General features: G+C 52.8%; 14 protein-coding genes. 6 read left to right on the top strand and 8 right to left on the bottom strand.

Going from position 1 to position 16196, the window contains the following annotated elements; genetic code table 11:
• Positions 1 to 57 precede the first annotated feature (57 nt).
• Positions 58 to 1092, top strand: a complete 1035-nt coding sequence (waaH, locus tag FEK47_RS15945; RefSeq protein ID WP_135487025.1) for a UDP-glucuronate:LPS(HepIII) glycosyltransferase — start codon at positions 58 to 60, stop codon at positions 1090 to 1092.
• On the opposite strand, the gene FEK47_RS15940 is transcribed toward waaH, so the two are convergent.
• The 3 genes from FEK47_RS15940 to gpmM are packed head-to-tail and all read right to left on the bottom strand — an operon-like array spanning position 1079 to position 4879.
• Positions 1079 to 2038: a divergent polysaccharide deacetylase family protein gene (locus FEK47_RS15940; protein ID WP_130215190.1), complete on the bottom strand. Its 960-nt coding sequence runs from the start codon at positions 2036 to 2038 to the stop codon at positions 1079 to 1081. The genes waaH and FEK47_RS15940 overlap by 14 nt on opposite strands.
• 3 nt (positions 2039 to 2041) lie before the next feature.
• A complete protein-coding gene (gene envC, locus FEK47_RS15935) occupies positions 2042 to 3301 on the bottom strand; it encodes a murein hydrolase activator EnvC (RefSeq protein ID WP_240727774.1) in 1260 nt (419 codons plus the stop codon).
• Positions 3302 to 3334: 33 nt separating this feature from the next.
• Entirely contained in the window at positions 3335 to 4879 is a 1545-nt protein-coding gene (gpmM, locus tag FEK47_RS15930; protein ID WP_064526112.1) for a 2,3-bisphosphoglycerate-independent phosphoglycerate mutase, read from the bottom strand.
• 244 nt (positions 4880 to 5123) lie between these two features.
• Between gpmM and FEK47_RS15925 the strand changes: the two genes are divergently transcribed.
• The 5 genes from FEK47_RS15925 (at position 5124) to cysE (ending at position 8397) form a co-directional block, all read left to right on the top strand.
• Positions 5124 to 5555, top strand: coding sequence for a rhodanese-like domain-containing protein (locus tag FEK47_RS15925; RefSeq protein WP_130215194.1), 432 nt, complete (start codon positions 5124 to 5126; stop codon positions 5553 to 5555).
• A 140-nt stretch (positions 5556 to 5695) separates the two neighbouring features.
• Positions 5696 to 5947, top strand: coding sequence for a glutaredoxin 3 (gene grxC / locus FEK47_RS15920; protein ID WP_000024392.1), 252 nt, complete (start codon positions 5696 to 5698; stop codon positions 5945 to 5947).
• A gap of 62 nt (positions 5948 to 6009) precedes the next feature.
• Positions 6010 to 6477, top strand: a complete 468-nt coding sequence (gene secB, locus FEK47_RS15915; protein ID WP_130206686.1) for a protein-export chaperone SecB — start codon at positions 6010 to 6012, stop codon at positions 6475 to 6477.
• Entirely contained in the window at positions 6477 to 7496 is a 1020-nt protein-coding gene (gpsA, locus tag FEK47_RS15910; RefSeq protein ID WP_112914747.1) for an NAD(P)H-dependent glycerol-3-phosphate dehydrogenase, read from the top strand. Before secB ends, gpsA begins: the two co-directional genes overlap by 1 nt.
• Before the next feature lie 79 nt (positions 7497 to 7575).
• Positions 7576 to 8397 (top strand): serine O-acetyltransferase, encoded by an 822-nt coding sequence (gene cysE, locus FEK47_RS15905; RefSeq protein ID WP_001277565.1) that lies wholly within the window; start codon positions 7576 to 7578, stop codon positions 8395 to 8397.
• 52 nt (positions 8398 to 8449) lie between these two features.
• Here cysE and trmL read toward each other — a convergent pair whose 3' ends face one another.
• The 5 genes from trmL to FEK47_RS15880 all read right to left on the bottom strand — a co-directional run.
• Positions 8450 to 8923, bottom strand: a complete 474-nt coding sequence (gene trmL / locus FEK47_RS15900; protein WP_000932351.1) for a tRNA (uridine(34)/cytosine(34)/5-carboxymethylaminomethyluridine(34)-2'-O)-methyltransferase TrmL — start codon at positions 8921 to 8923, stop codon at positions 8450 to 8452.
• A gap of 72 nt (positions 8924 to 8995) precedes the next feature.
• On the bottom strand, positions 8996 to 10186 hold the full coding sequence (lldD, locus tag FEK47_RS15895; protein ID WP_130206682.1) for a quinone-dependent L-lactate dehydrogenase: 1191 nt from the start codon (positions 10184 to 10186) through the stop codon (positions 8996 to 8998).
• A complete protein-coding gene (gene lldR, locus FEK47_RS15890) occupies positions 10183 to 10959 on the bottom strand; it encodes a transcriptional regulator LldR (RefSeq protein WP_130222408.1) in 777 nt (258 codons plus the stop codon). The genes lldD and lldR overlap by 4 nt, the downstream gene beginning before the upstream one ends.
• On the bottom strand, positions 10959 to 12614 hold the full coding sequence (lldP, locus tag FEK47_RS15885; RefSeq protein ID WP_135487028.1) for an L-lactate permease: 1656 nt from the start codon (positions 12612 to 12614) through the stop codon (positions 10959 to 10961). The genes lldR and lldP overlap by 1 nt, the downstream gene beginning before the upstream one ends.
• A gap of 360 nt (positions 12615 to 12974) precedes the next feature.
• Positions 12975 to 16196, bottom strand: a 3222-nt coding sequence (locus tag FEK47_RS15880) for a YadA family autotransporter adhesin (RefSeq protein ID WP_171020857.1), incomplete at its 5' end; no start/stop codon positions are given.

Raw genomic sequence — 16196 nt, 5'->3', positions numbered from 1 at the left:
TTTCTTAATACAAAGCCTGTACAACGTTAGGGTAACTTCAGAGGTCGTCGGTAATTTATGATGAACAGCACCAATAAACTAAGTGTTATTATCCCGTTATATAATGCGGGAGATGATTTCAACGCTTGCATGGAATCTTTAATTGCGCAAACCTGGACTGCTCTGGAAATTATTATTATTAACGATGGATCAACGGATAATTCTGTTGAAATAGCAAAGCATTACGCAGAAAAACATCCACATGTTCGCTTGCTGCATCAGGCGAATGCTGGCGCATCGGTGGCGCGTAATCGCGGGATCGAGGCAGCGACGGGCAAATATGTTGCTTTTGTCGATGCTGATGATGAAGTCTATCCCACCATGTATGAAACGCTGATGACTATGGCGTTAGAGGACGATCTCGACGTGGCGCAGTGCAACGCTGACTGGTGTTTTCGTGAAACGGGGGAAACCTGGCAATCCATTCCCACCGATCGCATACGCTCAACCGGCGTATTAACCGGCCCGGACTGGCTGCGGATGGGACTTTCTTCTCGCCGCTGGACTCACGTTGTCTGGATGGGCGTTTATCGCCGCGATGTTATTGTAAAAAATAACATTAAATTTATTGCCGGATTACATCATCAGGATATTGTCTGGACAACAGAATTTATGTTTAACGCGCTGCGTGCGCGATATACCGAGCAATCGTTATATAAATATTATCTGCATAATACGTCAGTGAGTCGGTTGAATAGACAAGGGAATAAAAACCTTAATTATCAACGTCACTATATTAAGATTACCCGCCTGCTGGAGAAATTAAATCGAAATTATGTCGACAAAATTACAATTTATCCGGAATTTCATCAGCAAATAACTTACGAAGCATTGCGTGTTTGCCATGCGGTGCGCAAAGAGCCGGATATTATTATCCGCCAACGGATGATTGCTGAGATATTTACTTCCGGCATGTATAAGCGCCTGATTACTAATGTCCGCAGCGTAAAGGTGGGTTATCAGGCATTACTGTGGTCTTTCCGCTTATGGCAATGGCGCGACAAAACACGATCGCACCATCGCATTACGCGTAGCGCCTTTAATTTGCGCTAGCGTTAAACTTCGCCGCTTCGGGCTGTTTGCCCCAGCCTTGCCACTGATGTTGAAAGTAAACGATCAGCGTGCTCTGGCTGATGCTTTCGCTTAATACTTCAAAGAAGCGATTCGCATAAACTGGCTCCAGCGGTTTTTTCGGTTTACACAGCTTCACGCCACGGAACGGATTACGCGGTGCGTCGGGCACAGTATTTTTCGGCGGTGTAGATGTATCGACCTGTGGTTCATTCAGCAAGCTGCTGGCTTTCACCAGCGTAATGTCTGGCGGCAGGTTATAAACCATTTGTTGCAATACGCGTACCGTTGAGGGATGTGGATGACCAATGGCGATGGTCGAACCGTTGCGACGCGCCAGGTCAATTGCACGATTAAACTGTACACGAATATCCGCTTCATTTTGCGAATCGTCGAGGAACACCTTCCGTTTAATAACCTTCACGCCAGTGCCTTGTGCGGCGCGCATCGCCTGGGTATTACCGATGGTTACGCTGTCGAGGAAGTAAAGATTGTAACGCGCCAGCGCCTGCATCACTTTCTGCATACCAAACAGGTTAGAGGTCATTTTGCTGCCCATGTGGTTGTTGATCCCCACGGCATAGGGCACGTTATTGACCGCACTACGAATAATGCGCTCAATTTCGTCGCTGCTCATCTCCGGGCGCAGCGTGTTTTTCTCCAGCGGCTGTTTACTCAACGGTGCCATTGGCAGATGGATCAACACTTCGTGACCGCTGTTATGCGCTTTGGTCGCCATCTCTCTGGCGTGCGGTGAGTCGGGTAATACCGCAACGGAGATAGCGGAGGGCATTGCCAGCACCTGGTTTTCGTTGTGCGGGCGATACCCAAAATCATCAATGACGATGGCTAGTTTGCCAGCAATTACGGGGGAGGAGAGCGCCAACAGCGCGGCAAATGCAAGAACGTTACGACGAAATGGAAACAAAACTTATCTTCCCAACCACGGCTGTGGATTGACCGCCTGACCCTGGCGGCGAATTTCGAAATAGAGTGAAGGCCGACCCTGACCACCACTGCTGCCCACCAGTGCAATTGGCTGGCCCGCGCGAACCTGCGAACCAACGCTCACCAGTGCGCTCTGATTATAGCCGTAAAGACTCATGTCGCCTTTACCGTGCTCAACCACCACCACCAGACCGTAGCCTTGCAGCCAGTCGGCCAGAATCACCCGACCGTCGGCAATCGCTTTAACTTCAGTACCTTCAGAAGCACCGATAACCATCCCTTTCCAACGCAGTTCGCCTTGTAGCTGTTCGCCATAGCGATGCAGCGTTGGCCCGCGAACCGGCCAGAATGCCTGACCGCGCGGCGCGCCCAGACCACCGGTACGGGACATCAGCGATTTTTCGCTTTCAGTCGGTTTGTAGGTGGTGCCTTTACGCGTCGCTTCTTTCTGACGGTCGCGAACCGCCTGGGCTTCGCGCGCTTCACGTTCAGCACGCGCTTTCGCTGCCGCTTCTGCACGGGCAATGCTGTTACGCAGACGGGATTCGTTGGCACGCAGTTCACTTAGCTGCTGCTGACCTTGCTGGATGGAAGATTCCAGCCCCGCCAGCGTCTTTTTACGCTCGTTCAGCGCCTGAGTCAGTTTCGCCTGTTGGGCGCGTTGCTCATATAACAGCGTTTGTTGTTCGCTTTGTTTCTCTTCCAGTTCAGCACGCTGCATGGAGACTTCTTCACGCGTTTGCTTCAACTGGGCGATGGTTTCTTGTCGCGCCTGGTTGAGATAGCCGAAGTAAGCCTGCAATCGTTGACCGCGCTGGCTTTCTTCACCGCTGAGAATCAGCTGAATACCGGTATGTTCACCCTGACGAAACGCGGCATCCAGTTGCGCGGCGAGGCTGCGTTCCTGGGCGGCTTTTTGCTGCTCCAGTTTGGCAATCGACGCGTTCATCTCATCAATCTGTTTATTCAGTTGATTGAGCGTGTTTTGCGTTTCGCGCAGCTTGCGGGTGGCTTCGGAGATCGCCTCTTCCTGCTTTTTCAGCTGAGCAAGCAGGCTTGAGCGTTGTTGCTGCTGTTGGCGTACCGCGCGCTCTTTCGCGGCGATATCGGCCTGAATAGACTTGAGTTGGTCGCGGTCATCCGCGTGGGCGGAAAACGTGCACAACAATACGCCAGCGCTAAGAACGCTGGCGTAAATGATGGGCCTGACTGCAAACCTGCGCGGTTTCGTGGCCCGTGTCATGGTATTAATCGCCTTTCCCCTCATGGGGAGGGATTATTCCACGATGAACAGCGGCTTACCAGTCATCTCTTGCGGGATTTCCATCCCCATCAGCGACAACATGGTCGGTGCGATGTCAGAAAGTTTACCGCCTTCAACCGCTTTCACGTTCTTATCACCAACGTAAATCAGCGGAACTGGCAGGTTGGTGTGTGCCGTGTGTGCCTGACCCGTTGCCGGATCGCGCATCTGTTCAGCGTTACCGTGGTCAGCGGTGATCAGCAGTTGTCCACCCACGGACTCAACGGCTTTTGTCACTTCTTCAACACAGTGATCCAGCGCTTCTACCGCTTTAACCGCCGCTTCCATCACCCCGGTGTGACCTACCATGTCGCCGTTCGGATAGTTACAGATAATGGTGTCGTATTTGCCGCTCTTGATTGCCGCAACCAGTTTTTCGGTCAGCTCTGCGGAGCTCATTTCCGGCTGCAGGTCGTAGGTAGCGACTTTCGGCGAGTTGATCAGAATGCGGTCTTCGCCTTTGAACGACTCTTCTACACCACCGTTAAAGAAGAAAGTGACGTGAGCATATTTTTCAGTTTCGGAAATACGCAGCTGAGTTTTGTCGTTTTTCGCCATCCACTCGCCGAAGGTGTTAACCAGGGAAGCCGGTGGGTAAGCCACTGCGGTTTTGATGTCAGCGGCGTATTCGGTCAGCATCACGAAATCGACGTTAACCACTTTCTTACGCGCGAAGCCGTCAAAATCAGCGTTCACGAATGCACGAGTGATTTCACGCGCACGGTCAGCACGGAAGTTCATGAAAATCAGCGCGTCGCCGTCTTCCATTGCCGCGTCTGGCTGGCCTTCCGCACGGATAACGGTCGCTTTCACGAATTCGTCGTTTTCGTCGCGAGCATAAGCAGCCTGCAAACCAGCAACGGCAGTATCGGCCTGGAACTCACCCTGCGCCAGAGTCAGCAGGTCATAGGCTTTTTCAACGCGATCCCAACGGTTGTCGCGGTCCATAGCGTAGTAACGACCAATGATGGACGCTACGCGGCCTTTACCCAGCGCGGCAAATTTCTCTTCGAATTTTTTCAGCGAAGATTCAGCACTGCGCGGCGGAGTGTCGCGACCGTCAAGGAATGCGTGCAGATAGATTTTTTCTGCACCGCGTTCAGCTGCCAGTTCTACCATCGCCATGATGTGATCTTCGTGGCTGTGTACGCCGCCTGCGGAGAGCAGACCCATAATGTGTACTGCTTTGCCTGCGTTTTTCGCTTTATCTACCGCACCAGTCAGTACTGGATTAGCAAAGAAAGCGCGATCTTTGATTTCAACGTCCAGACGAGTCAGGTCCTGATACACGATGCGGCCGGCACCCAGGTTAACGTGGCCTACTTCGGAGTTACCCATCTGACGGTCAGGCAGACCGACTTCCAGACCGGAAGCGTCGATCAGGGTATGCGGACGATTGGCCCACAGTGCATCCATTACCGGGGTTTTAGCACTAAAAATGGCGTTATCCTGCTGTTCTTCGCGATAGCCATAGCCATCCAGAATCACCAGTACCATAGGTTTTTTAGAAACCGACATTGCGACAACCTCATACTCAAGAGTCAAAATTTGCGTAATTTTACTACAGCTGAATCGATAAAATAGCCTCTGAAGATCAAAATATACGACCGCTCGCGGCAAGCCGATGCCAGAATTGCGATTTTTTTTCGTCGCGCCCCGCAAAATTGCATTCCAGTTAACGCGCTGGCTGTATTTGCCGCACTGCGCAGGTATACTCCTTTCCTGGTTTTTTTAATCACTACGTCGGGAGTTGTTACCCCCCATGCAAGAAATTATGCAATTTGTTGGCCGTCATCCCATACTGAGTATCGCCTGGATCGCGTTACTGGTGGCGGTTCTTGTCACTACGTTTAAGAGCCTGACCTCGAAAGTGAAGGTGATTACTCGTGGTGAAGCTACGCGTCTGATCAACAAAGAAGACGCTGTGGTTGTGGATTTACGTCAGCGTGATGACTTCCGTAAAGGCCATATCGCAGGTTCTATCAATCTGTTGCCGAGCGAAATCAAAGCCAACAATGTTGGTGAGCTTGAGAAGCACAAAGACAAACCGGTTATCGTGGTAGACGGTTCTGGCATGCAGTGCCAGGAGCCTGCAAACGCGCTGACGAAAGCTGGTTTTGCGCAAGTATTCGTGCTGAAAGACGGCGTCGCTGGCTGGGCTGGCGAAAACTTGCCTCTGGTGCGCGGCAAATAATTTACCTGTCGTCTTTCATGATGCAGGCCGTTAGCTGCAATTATGCCCCCAGCGACTTATTGTTATAAGCTTCTGGGGACACTCCATTTTGCTGCCGCCCTGCAACATGAAATTTCAGGGTAAAAAACAGGAGCTAAGTTATGGCCAATGTTGAAATCTATACCAAAGAAACCTGCCCGTATTGCCATCGTGCAAAAGCACTGCTGAGCAGCAAGGGCGTGAGTTTTCAGGAGCTGCCGATCGATGGCAACGCCGCTAAGCGTGAAGAGATGATCAAACGCAGCGGTCGCACCACGGTTCCCCAGATTTTTATTGACGCACAGCACATTGGCGGCTGTGATGACTTGTATGCATTGGATGCACGTGGTGGACTGGATCCCCTGCTGAAATAACGTGTGAACGTTGGCATTACATTGCGCAGTATTTAAGGACAACACTTAAGGGTTTTCTACACATGTCAGAACAAAACAACACCGAAATGACTTTCCAGATCCAACGTATTTATACCAAGGATATTTCTTTCGAAGCGCCGAACGCGCCGCACGTTTTCCAGAAAGATTGGCAGCCAGAAGTTAAACTTGATCTGGATACGGCATCTTCTCAACTGGCAGATGACGTTTACGAAGTGGTACTGCGTGTTACCGTAACGGCATCCCTGGGCGAAGAAACTGCGTTCCTGTGTGAAGTTCAGCAGGGCGGTATTTTCTCCATCGCGGGTATCGAAGGCACCCAGCTGGCACATTGCCTGGGCGCATACTGCCCGAACATTCTGTTCCCGTATGCTCGTGAATGCATCACCAGCATGGTATCCCGCGGTACATTCCCGCAACTGAACCTTGCGCCGGTTAACTTCGATGCGCTGTTCATGAACTATTTGCAGCAGCAGGCTGGCGAAGGTACTGAAGAACATCAGGATGCCTGATGAACCAACGTAATGCTTCAATGACTGTGATCGGTGCCGGCTCGTACGGCACCGCTCTTGCCATCACCCTGGCAAGAAATGGCCACGAGGTTGTCCTCTGGGGCCATGACCCTGAACATATCGCAACGCTTGAACGCGACCGCTGTAACGCCGCGTTTCTCCCCGATGTGCCTTTTCCCGATACGCTCCATCTTGAAAGCGATCTCGCCACCGCGCTGGCAGCCAGCCGTAATATTCTTGTCGTCGTACCCAGCCATGTCTTTGGTGAAGTGCTGCGCCAGATTAAACCGCTGATGCGTTCTGATGCGCGTCTGGTGTGGGCGACTAAAGGTCTGGAAGCGGAAACCGGGCGTCTGTTACAGGACGTGGCGCGTGAGGCGTTAGGCGATCAAATTCCGCTAGCGGTTATCTCTGGCCCAACATTTGCGAAAGAACTGGCGGCAGGTTTACCGACGGCTATTTCGCTGGCCTCTACCGACCAGACCTTCGCCGATGATCTCCAGCAGTTGCTGCACTGTGGCAAAAGTTTCCGCGTTTACAGCAATCCGGATTTCATTGGCGTGCAGCTTGGCGGCGCGGTGAAAAACGTCATTGCCATTGGTGCGGGGATGTCCGACGGTATCGGTTTTGGCGCGAATGCACGAACGGCGCTAATTACCCGTGGTCTGGCTGAGATGTCGCGTCTTGGCGCGGCGCTGGGTGCCGATCCTGCCACCTTTATGGGCATGGCGGGGCTGGGCGATCTGGTGCTTACCTGTACCGACAACCAGTCGCGTAACCGCCGTTTTGGCATGATGCTCGGTCAGGGCATGGATGTACAAAGCGCGCAGGAGAAGATTGGTCAGGTGGTGGAAGGCTACCGCAATACGAAAGAAGTCCGCGAGTTGGCGCATCGTTTCGGCGTTGAAATGCCAATAACCGAGGAAATTTATCAAGTATTATATTGCGGAAAAAACGCGCGCGAGGCAGCATTGACTTTACTAGGTCGTGCACGCAAGGACGAGCGCAGCAGCCACTAAACCCAGGGAACCTTTGTTACCGCTATGACCCGGCCCGCGCAGAACGGGCCGGTCATTATCTCATCGTGTGGAGTAAGCAATGTCGTGTGAAGAACTGGAAATTGTCTGGAACAATATTAAAGCTGAAGCCAGAACGCTGGCGGACTGTGAGCCAATGCTGGCCAGTTTTTACCACGCGACGCTACTCAAGCACGAAAACCTTGGCAGTGCCCTGAGCTACATGCTGGCGAACAAGCTGTCATCGCCAATCATGCCTGCCATTGCTATCCGCGAAGTGGTGGAAGAAGCCTACGCCGCCGACCCGGAAATGATCGCCTCTGCGGCCTGTGATATTCAGGCGGTGCGTACCCGCGACCCGGCGGTGGATAAATACTCAACGCCGTTGTTATACCTGAAAGGTTTTCATGCCTTGCAGGCTTATCGCATCGGTCACTGGTTGTGGAATCAGGGCCGTCGCGCACTGGCTATTTTTCTGCAAAACCAGGTTTCTGTGACGTTCCAGGTCGATATTCACCCGGCAGCAAAAATTGGCCGTGGCATTATGCTCGACCATGCGACGGGCATTGTCGTTGGTGAAACGGCGGTGATTGAAAACGACGTGTCGATTCTGCAATCCGTCACCCTTGGCGGTACTGGGAAAACCAGCGGTGACCGTCACCCGAAAATTCGTGAAGGCGTGATGATTGGCGCGGGCGCGAAAATTCTCGGCAATATTGAAGTTGGGCGCGGCGCGAAGATTGGCGCAGGTTCCGTGGTGCTGCAACCAGTGCCGCCGCATACTACCGCCGCTGGCGTTCCGGCACGCATTGTCGGTAAACCAGACAGCGATAAGCCATCAATGGATATGGACCAGCATTTCAACGGTATTAACCATACGTTTGAGTATGGGGATGGGATCTGACGTTCTGTGATCGTGCCGGATGCGATGTAATCATCTATCCGGCCTACAGTAACTAATCTCTCAACACCGCTCCCGGATACCCCAGCTGCCGCCAGGCTTCATACACCACTACCGAAACCGCATTGGACAGGTTCATGCTGCGGCTGTCCGGCACCATTGGAATCCGAATTTTTTGTTCAGCGGGTAGGGCATCAAGAATGCTTGCCGGCAGGCCGCGTGTTTCCGGGCCGAACATCAGATAGTCGCCATCCTGATAGCTTACGGCGCTATGTGCGGGCGTACCTTTTGTAGTGAGGGCAAACAGGCGCTGGGGATTTTCTGCTTCGAGGAACGCGCTGTAGTCATGATGACGCGTAACAGCGGTAAACTCGTGATAGTCCAGCCCCGCGCGGCGCAAGCGCTTATCGTCCCAGGCAAATCCCATTGGTTCGATGATATGCAGACGAAAGCCGGTATTAGCGCAAAGACGGATGATGTTGCCAGTATTTGGCGGAATTTCTGGTTCGTAAAGTACGATGTTTAGCATACTGCCCCCTTAGTGCGGGGGCAGGATAGCAGAAAATTGGTGAGCCGTGCGGCCTTTTCCCCTCCCCCCCGACTATGCCGCATTCCCTTTCGCCATCGGAGCCAGCGCCGCAGGCAATTCTTTACCCAGCCCCTGCACCAACGAATCTTGCGTAATTTCACTGATCGATTTCGCGCCCGTCAGCGTCATCGCCACTTTCATCTCTTTCTCAATCAGATTCAGCAGGTTAGCCACGCCCGCCTGGCCCGCCGTTGCCAGCGCATACAGGAAAGCACGACCCAGCAGTACGGTGTCGGCACCGAGCGCAATCATACGCACGACATCAAGCCCGTTACGAATGCCGCTATCTGCCAGAATGGCGATATCACCTTTCACCGCATCCGCAATGGCAGGCAGTGCGCGGGCAGAAGAGAGCACGCCATCTAACTGACGACCGCCGTGGTTAGAAACTACAATCCCGTCAGCGCCAAAACGTACCGCATCACGCGCATCTTCTGGGTCGAGGATCCCTTTGATCACCATCGGGCCATCCCAGAAATCGCGGATCCACTCAAGGTCTTTCCATGAGATGGACGGATCGAAGTTATTCCCCAGCCAGCCGATGTAATCTTCCAGTCCGGTCGGTTTGCCGAGATAAGCCGAGATATTACCTAAATCATGCGGACGACCATTCAGGCCCACATCCCACGCCCATTGTGGATGCGTCACCGCCTGCAAGTAGCGGCGCATTGCCGCATTTGGGCCACTCATACCCGAGTGCGCATCACGGTAACGTGCGCCCGGTGTTGGCATATCCACGGTGAAAACCAGTGTCGAACAACCCGCTGCTTTTGCTCGCTCCAGTGCGTTACGCATAAAACCGCGATCGCGCAGTACGTAAAGCTGGAACCACATTGGGCGCTTGATGGCGGGTGCGACTTCCTCAATCGGGCAAACGGAAACCGTTGAGAGAGTAAACGGAATGCCATGCGCATCCGCCGCTTTTGCAGCCTGAACTTCGCCGCGTCGCGCATACATGCCGCACAAGCCCACTGGAGCCAGCGCTACTGGCATCGACAATTTCTCATTAAACAATGTCGTTTCCAGACTTAAGTCGGACATGTTTTTCAGAATACGCTGGCGCAGCGCCACTTCTGATAAATCTTCCATGTTACGACGCAGGGTATATTCAGAATATGCGCCGCCATCCATATAGTGGAACAGGAACGGCGGCAGAATGCGTTGTGCTGCGGCGCGATAATCGCTGGCTGCAGAAATAATCATGCGTTTTTCTCCCTCGAATGCTCATTATGCTCACCGGGCAGGCGGGTAATACGTGCACGGCGCGCCTGATCTTCATCGAATCTTTTCATGGTGCTGTGGACAAAACTGAGATGCGCCATCATCGCTTTACGCGCACCGTCGGCATCCCCGGTAAAAATGGCGTCAATGACCGCCTGATGCTGCTCGGTCAGTTGTGAAAAAACGGGCGGCACGAGATACATCCGTTGACGGCTTTGCATCACCGAGGATTGCAGAACATCAAAGAAACCACGCATGGTTTGTAGCAGCACGATGTTATGCGAGGCTTCGGCAATCGCCAGATGAAAACGAACGTCCGCTTGCGAAGCGAGGTCCGGGTCTTCGCTGAGCGTTGCTTCAAAACAAAGCTGAATCTTTTCTTTGTCGCCAGGCGTGGCACGCATTGCTGCATGCCATGCGGTGCTGGCTTCAATGGCGTAGCGGGCTTCCAGAATATCGAAACTGTAATCCGGATCATCGGCCATCAGCGTTTTCAGCGGCTGGACGATGTTTTGCTCCGACCACGCGTCATGACGCCAGCGTACAAATGTGCCACCACCGCGACGACTAAGAAGTACGCCTTCGCTCACCAGTTTTGCCAGCGCTTCGCGCAGTGAATTACGCGACACGCCGAGTTGCATCGCCAGTTGGCGTTCAGCGGGCAACTTCATGCCCGCCTCCAGTTGTTTTTCATCAATCAGCGCCCGCACACGGGAGGCAACTTCGTCTGACAGGCGTCTGGGTGTAGCAATCATTAAGGAATCATCCACGTTAAGACGTAAGCCTGAAGCGTGGTGATCACGCCGACCATACAGGTGAATATCAGGCTGTGTTTGACAGTAAAGCGGAACAGATCTGACTCTTTGCCTACCAGACCTACCGCCGCACAGGCGATGGCGATGGATTGCGGGGAGATCATCTTCCCGGTAACACCGCCGGTGGTATTGGCGGCAACCAGCAACAGGTCAGAGACGCCAATTTGTTGTGCGGCCGTGGCTTGCAGAGCGGCAAACAGAGCGTTAGATGACGTATCCGACCCGGTCAGGAATACCCCCAGCCAGCCGAGGAACGGCGAGAAGAAGGTGAATGCATGACCGGTGTGCGCCAGTGCCAGCGCCAGTGTTGATGACAGTCCGGAATAGTTCGAGATAAAGGCGAACGCCAGCACCATACCGATGGAGTAGATGGGCAGTGCCAGTTCTTTCAGCGTGCTGCCGAAGGTGCTGAGAGCGTCAGACGGTTTCATCTTCAGCCAGACAACCGAGAGCAGCGCAGCAAACAGAATGGCGGTGCCGGTGGCAGAGAACCAGTCAAACTTAAACACGGCGGCATAGGCTGTAGCTTCGCTGACCACCGGCGGCATACGTGCAACCAGTTTATCGAGATACGGCACCGGAATATTGATCACCCACTCATACAGCGCGCCACCCGATGCGAACAGGGCTTTAAACGGCGGGATACTCCACAGTGTTACGGTGGCGGTCAGGAACAGGAACGGTGTCCAGGCTCGCAGCACCTGACCCGCCGTGTAACCTGTGTGAGCCAGCGTCATATCAACCTGCGATGCACCCAGATCGCCGAAACGGAATACGCGCACTGGCTGCCAGCGTTTGAGGAACAGTGTCAGGCAGAGCAGCGATACCAGCGAAGAGATAATGTCCGGCAGTTCCGGCCCAATGAAGTTGGAGCTGAGATACTGTGCGATGGCAAATGAACCACCTGCAACCACGACCGCAGGCCACGTCTCTTTAATACCGCGCCAGCCGTCCATAATCGCCATGATCCAGAACAGGACGATAATGGTCATAAACGGTAGCTGACGACCCACCATCTGACCAATTTCAAAGCTGTCGATGCCCGTCACCTGTCCGGCAACCAGAATTGGAATGCCCATCGCACCAAATGCCACTGGCGCGGTGTTAACAATCAGGCACAGTCCGGCGGCGTACAGCGGTTTAAAGCCCAGGCCGACCAGCAATGCGGCGGTAATTGCCACTGGTGCGCCGAAACCCGCAGCCCCTTCGAGAAATGCGCCGAAACAGAAACCGACGATCAGCATTTGCAGACGCTGGTCTGGGGTTATTGAGAGAATAGACGAGCGGATGATGTCAAATTGCCCGGTTTTCACCGAGATCTTATAGACGAACACCGCCGCAATAATGATCCACGCGATGGGCCACAAACCATAGAAGAAGCCATAAACCACCGAGGCCAGCGCATTGGCAACCGGCATTTTGTAGAACAATAGCGCGACGGTCAGAGCGATAGCGACTGTCCACGAGGCGGCGACATAACCTTTGAGTTTGAGCTTAATCAGCGCAAAGAAGAAAAACAGGATGGGAAGCGATGCTATCAGGCTGGAAAGCCAGATATTCCCAGCGGGATCGTAGTTTTGTTGCCAGAGATTCATTGCAGGTCTCCTGGAGTCCACGCACATCGTGTAATGAGTCTGTTGCTCATCTCCTTGTCACACGTTGTGTAAAAGTGGCACTGCCAATTTTGTAGTGTAGGGATAATGACAATGAATAGTTAATTAAATGTTATTAATTGGCAATGTTAATGTGAGTTTTAATTGGGGAACTGTGAACCAGAGTTCAGATAAGCGAAGAATTGGTAGGGCCAATTTTTTGGTGAAGGGAGATGTCTGGTAAAGAAAAGGGCAATCCTCATCAGAGAATTGCCCTTAGATTGTTGACCCGGTGCGCCTTATCTTGCCTGATGCGCGTAACGCATCAGGCAATTTGGCGTTTACCCATTCGTTAATGGATGATTACCACTGGATACCGGCACCGAGTGCGGCGGAGTATTCACCCTGGCTATTGGTACTACCTTGTAATTTGTAGACCCAACGACCATTGGCGCTAACCATCGACACACCTAAAGCAACAGCTGATTCACCGTTGTAAGTACCGCCACCAATAGAGGCCATGCTGGCACCTGGAGTGTAAGCCTGCGGCAGACCGGTCATCGCCATTGCAGAAGCGATACCACCACTCAGCTTGCTTTCGGTTTTGGACAGTTTGTTATCCATCTCAACCATGCGCTGATCGGTGTATTGCTTCGTTTCCTGCACGCTTTGCTTCAACTGCGCGTAGTTCACCGCGTCGTTGTTGTTCACGCCAGCGGAAACGTTGCTGATGCGAGTCGTACCGCCGTTGCCACCACCGAGGGTGATGTTGCTGTAGTCGATAGAGCCATCAGCTTTGGTGTCGTAACGCACACCGCCTGCTTCAGAAGACTTCAACTGCGCAACGTTAACCGCGTCAGTCGCGTTTTTACCTGCGGCAACGTTAGTAATACGGCGTTGATTAGTGGAAGAACCTACGGAAATCGTATTTTCCTCGTTTGCCACGGAGCCTGTACCCAGAGCGACGCTGTTGTCAGCGGCAGCAATGGAACCAGAGCCAATTGCGACGCTATCTTTACCCTGCGCGTTAGCATCGACGCCATCGGTATTGGTCTTGAAGTACTTGGTGCTACCGGTGGTCACGATGTCGCCAATACCGTTTTCGATATTAGTAACGCGAGTATCCAGATTAGTGACCTGATTGTTCAGGTTAGTAATGCTCTGGGTATTCTGGGAAACCTGCGCGTCCGTTACTTTCAACTGACCCACGTTAACCGCATCAGTATCAGCCGAACCTGCTGCGACGTTGGTGATCTGGCGTTGACCGTCTTCACTGCCGACAGAGAACTCACCCACAGAGTTCTGCGGTGCGTCCATGTTGTAGGCGGTGTAGCCAGTCTGTGCTCCACGGGTGGTCTGGGAACCGTTACCCATCGCAATACTGTTTGCATGGTTTGCACTCGCGTTGCTACCGATAGCAATACCGTTGATTGCATCAGCCAGAACCAGAGTGTTCAGGCCGATACCAATACCCGCATTACCATTAACGATAGTTTTCGCGCCCATTGCCAGCGAGTCTTCACCTACTGCCAGTGAATCTTCTTCCGTTGAATTAGCGTGGAAGTATTTAGTCGGCGTGGTAGCGACTGCACCAATGGCATTCTGCAACTGGCGAACCGTAACGGCGTCATGGGCTTCGGAACCATCGGCGACGTTGATGATTTGACGATATTTACCGTCATCACCAATCGACAATGCGCCGAGCAGTTCACCGTCCGTGGTGTCATAACCAATCACAACACCGTCTTTCGACACGCTGGTGTCACGAGAACCTTTAACTATTACGCGGCTGGAGACAGAACTGCTACCCAGGGCGATACCCGTGTCAACAGTACTGCTGCTGTCCTGACCAATGGCTACGCTGCTGGCATTAGAGGCAACAGAGTTATAACCAATGGCTACGCTGCTGGCATTAGAGGCAACAGAGTTATAACCCATGGCTACGCTGCTATCGCCTTTGGCGACAGAGTTATAACCCACTGCTGTAGCGCCAACACCCTGTGCGCTGGCATCGTTGAACGCTAAGCCGTCGTCGTTAGTACGCACATAGTTAATGCCCGCACCGTTTTCTTCGATATAGGTTTCACTGGTGTTACCAGCAATGTTCTGGATCATCATATTGGTGGCATTCAACTGAGAACCATTAACCGCATCGGTGCTGCCTTCGCCAATGTTACCATCAGCAACGTTTGTGATGATGCTGGCCTTGCCGTCATGGCTGGCGTTGTAGGCACCTTTGCCGTCATTGGCCGTTGCATCCCACAGCAGAGCATTATCATCGAGCGCATCCAGGGCGTCACCGACGTTGTTGTACTCGGCATTCGCAATGGTGTAACTTGGCGCAGTGATGGTGCCGTCAGCGTTAACTTCTGCATCACCACCCAGCGCATCAGCGATGTACTTGTTGGTGGTATACAGTTGTGAGCCGTTAATAGCATCGCTGCTGGTAGCGGAGACTGTACCGGCTGCAACATTAGTGATCTTGCTGGCGGTGTTATCTTTCCCATGACCAGCACTGAATGCACCTTTGCCGTCATTGGCTGTGGCATCCCACAGCAGAGCATCATCGAGAGTGGTGTCGATTGCGTTCAGGGCATCACCGACATTATTGTAATCAGCATTAGCAATGGTGTACGTCGGCGCAGTGATTGTGCCGTCTGTATTTACCTCTGCGTCACCCCCCAGGGCATCAGCAATGTACTTGCTGGTGTCATAGAGTTGCGAGCCATTTACAGCATCGCTGCTCTTCGCAGAGATTTCACCGTCAGAAACGTTAGTGATCACGCTGGTTGTGCCGCCATGCATGGCGCTGAATTTTTCCGCTTTAGAATCCCACAGCAGGGCATCACCAAGTGAATTGCTGAACGATGTGTTAATCGCGTTCAGGGCATCACCGACGTTGTTGTATTCCGTCGAACCGATAGTGTAGGTCGGGCCTGTGAGAACACCTGTATCGCTGATATCGGCACCACCGCCGAGATAGGTCGTGAAGGAATCGGCTAAACTATAAAGCTGTGAGCCATTAATAGCATCAGAACTGTTGGCTAAGATGTCACCATTTGCAACGTTGGTAATTTTGCTGGCGGTTTTGAGTTTTCCGTGTGCAGCACTGAATGCACCAGCATTTGAATTAGCGGTTGCATCCCACAGCAGAGCGTCATCACCGAGACTGTCAACAGCGTCAGTCAGGTTGGTGATATCGGTGGTGTTAGTGGCGATATTGGTGGTGTTGGCTGCTACGGCATCGTTAGTGGTTTTCAGCTGAGAGCCGTTAATGGCGTCGGAGCTGTCATCATCAATCAGACCATCAGCGACGTTGGTAATGATGCTCGGCGTGTTATCTTTTCCATGTCCTGCGCTGAATGCACCATTATTTGAATTAGCGGTTGCATCCCACAGCAGGGCGTCATTATCCAGAGCGGTAAGGGCTGCGCCAACATTGGTGTATTCATTGCCGCCAATATTATATTTAGGGCCGGTAAATACGCCGGCATCACTCATTGCCGCGTCGCCGCCCAAATAGGACATAATGGTGCTTGCGGTACTCTGAAGTTGTGAACCATTAATGGCATCGGTGCTGGTGGT

Origin of the sequence: Escherichia sp. E3659 (genome assembly GCF_005781135.1) — a bacterium.
Taxonomy (GTDB): domain Bacteria; phylum Pseudomonadota; class Gammaproteobacteria; order Enterobacterales; family Enterobacteriaceae; genus Escherichia.
Note: the sequence above shows the minus strand (reverse complement) of the source record. Positions and strands in the feature narration are given on the sequence as shown.